The sequence below is a fragment of the Nitrincola tapanii genome, assembly GCF_008368715.1.
GTDB classification, from domain to species: Bacteria; Pseudomonadota; Gammaproteobacteria; order Pseudomonadales; family Balneatricaceae; genus Nitrincola; species Nitrincola tapanii.
Genome location: NZ_SMRS01000016.1, coordinates 1 through 3,315, shown reverse-complemented (window position 1 = coordinate 3,315; position 3,315 = coordinate 1). Strand labels below are relative to the sequence as shown.

2 rRNA genes are annotated in these 3,315 nt (G+C 52.1%); both read right to left on the bottom strand.

Annotated features, from left to right (window positions below):
- Positions 1-21: 21 nt before the first annotated feature.
- Positions 22-137 (bottom strand): 5S ribosomal RNA (gene rrf, locus E1H14_RS13050).
- Positions 138-305: 168 nt separating this feature from the next.
- Positions 306-3,198, bottom strand: a 23S ribosomal RNA gene (locus E1H14_RS13045).
- Positions 3,199-3,315: the final 117 nt, after the last annotated feature.

Below are 3,315 nucleotides of genomic sequence, written 5' to 3'. Positions count from 1 at the left end.
TGAGGGTTTCTCGTATTAGGTGCCTGGCGATGACCTACTCTCACATGGGGAGACCCCACACTACCATCGGCGATGACGCGTTTCACGACTGAGTTCGGAATGGGATCAGGTGGTTCCACGTCTCTATGGTCGCCAGACAAAACTGGAACAACTCGGACTGTTTCGAAATAGAGTTTTTAACGCTTTTTTGTCTTATCGCACTACAAGCTCAACCGCGTATCGATCCTGTGATTCTGTATCTCTACTCTATCACTCGATTCTTAATCTCTGTTACTTGCTCACCAACCAAACGCCTTCGGCGTTATATGGTCAAGCCTCACGAGCCATTAGTACAGGTTAGCTCAACGCCTTACAACGCTTACACACCCTGCCTATCAACGTCCTGGTCTCGGACGGCTCTTTAGGGACCTCAAGGGTCCAGTGAGATCTCATCTTGAAGGGGGCTTCCCGCTTAGATGCTTTCAGCGGTTATCCCGTCCGAACGTAGCTACCCGGCAATGCCACGGGCGTGACAACCGGAACACCAGAGGTTCGTTCACTCCGGTCCTCTCGTACTAGGAGCAACTCTTCTCAAATCTCAAACGCCCACGGCAGATAGGGACCGAACTGTCTCACGACGTTCTAAACCCAGCTCGCGTACCACTTTAAATGGCGAACAGCCATACCCTTGGGACCGGCTTCAGCCCCAGGATGTGATGAGCCGACATCGAGGTGCCAAACACCGCCGTCGATGTGAACTCTTGGGCGGTATCAGCCTGTTATCCCCGGAGTACCTTTTATCCGTTGAGCGATGGCCCTTCCATACAGAACCACCGGATCACTAGAACCTGCTTTCGCACCTGCTCGACGTGTCTGTCTCGCAGTCAAGCACCCTTCTACTCTTGCGCTCATTGGCTGATTTCCGACCAGCCTGAGGGTACCTTCGTGCTCCTCCGTTACTCTTTGGGAGGAGACCGCCCCAGTCAAACTACCCACCACACAATGTCCTCGATCCCGATAAGGGATCTGAGTTAGAACCTCAACAGGACCAGGCTGGTATTTCAAGATCGGCTCCACTCGAACTGGCGTCCAAGTTTCAAAGCCTCCCAGCTATCCTACACAAGTCATGTCAAAGTCCACTGTGAAGCTATAGTAAAGGTTCACGGGGTCTTTCCGTCTAGCCGCGGGGACGCTGCATCTTCACAGCGAGTTCAATTTCACTGAGTCTCGGGTGGAGACAGTGTGGCCATCGTTACGCCATTCGTGCAGGTCGGAACTTACCCGACAAGGAATTTCGCTACCTTAGGACCGTTATAGTTACGGCCGCCGTTTACCGGGGCTTCGATCAAGAGCTTCGCTTGCGCTAACCCCATCAATTAACCTTCCGGCACCGGGCAGGCGTCACACCCTATACGTCCACTTTCGTGTTTGCAGAGTGCTGTGTTTTTAATAAACAGTCGCAGCCACCTGGTATCTTCGACCGACGACAGCTTAGAGAGCAAGTCTCATCACCATCACCGGCGTGCCTTCTCCCGAAGTTACGGCACCATTTTGCCTAGTTCCTTCACCCGAGTTCTCTCAAGCGCCTGGGTATTCTCAACCTGACCACCTGTGTCGGTTTGGGGTACGGTCGTCTGTAACCTGAAGCTTAGAGGATTTTCCTGGAAGCCGGGCATCAACCACTTCGACTCAAAAGAGTCTCGTCATCAGGTCTCAGCCTTGAGCGAGCGGATTTGCCTACTCACTCAGCCTACACCCTTAAACATGGACAACCATCGCCATGCTGGCCTAGCCTTCTCCGTCTCCCCATCGCAGTTACAGCCGGTACGGGAATATTAGCCCGTTTCCCATCGACTACGCATTTCTGCCTCGCCTTAGGGGCCGACTCACCCTACCCTGATTAACATTGGATAGGAAACCTTGGTCTTCCGGCGGGGATGTTTTTCACACCCCTTATCGTTACTTATGTCAGCATTCGCACTTGTGATACCTCCACGGTGGTTCCCACCTTCCGCTTCAACGGCTTACACAACGCTCCTCTACCATGCCTAGAAATTCTAAGCATCCGCAGCTTCGGTATCTGGTTTGAGCCCCGTTATATCTTCCGCGCAGGCCGACTCGACTAGTGAGCTATTACGCTTTCTTTAAAGGGTGGCTGCTTCTAAGCCAACCTCCTAGCTGTCTAAGCCTTCCCACATCGTTTCCCACTTAACCAGAATTTTGGGACCTTAGCTGGCGGTCTGGGTTGTTTCCCTTTTCACGACGGACGTTAGCACCCGCCGTGTGTCTCCCATGATTGCACTCTTGGGTATTCGGAGTTTGCATCGGGTTGGTAAGTCGGGATGACCCCCTAGCCGAAACAGTGCTCTACCCCCCAAGGTGAGACATGAGGCGCTACCTAAATAGCTTTCGAGGAGAACCAGCTATCTCCGAGCTTGATTAGCCTTTCACTCCGATCCACAGGTCATCCGCTAACTTTTCAACGGTAGTCGGTTCGGTCCTCCAGTTGATGTTACTCAACCTTCAACCTGCCCATGGATAGATCGCCCGGTTTCGGGTCTACTCCCAGCGACTTGACGCCCTATTAAGACTCGGTTTCCCTACGCCTCCCCTACTCGGTTAAGCTTGCCACTGAAAGTAAGTCGCTGACCCATTATACAAAAGGTACGCAGTCACCGTCCGTAAACGGCTCCCACTGCTTGTACGTACACGGTTTCAGGGTCTATTTCACTCCCCTCACAGGGGTTCTTTTCGCCTTTCCCTCACGGTACTGGTTCACTATCGGTCAGTCAGGAGTATTTAGCCTTGGAGGATGGTCCCCCCATCTTCAGACAGGATATCACGTGTCCCGCCTTACTCGTTTTCACGACAATTAGGTTTTCAAATACGGGGCTATCACCCTCTATGGCCGCACTTTCCAGAGCGTTCTTTTAACCACAATGCCGCTTAAGGGCTACTCCCCGTTCGCTCGCCGCTACTAAGGGAATCTCGGTTGATTTCTTTTCCTTCGGGTACTTAGATGTTTCAGTTCCCCGAGTTCGCTTCTCAAAGCCTATGTATTCAGCTAAGAGATACCTAGTAAACTAGGTGGGTTTCCCCATTCGGACATCTCCGGATCAAAGTCTGTTTGCCGACTCCCCGAAGCTTTTCGCAGGCTACCACGTCCTTCATCGCCTCTGACTGCCAAGGCATCCACCGTGCACGCTTATTCACTTGACCATATAACCCGAAGGCGTCTGTTCAATTGATGTTTGCTAGTAACGATCGATTTCGCCGGTTGGCGCTTGTATTGCTACAAGACAATCTATTTCTTTCAGTTCGAATTGTTAAAGAGCG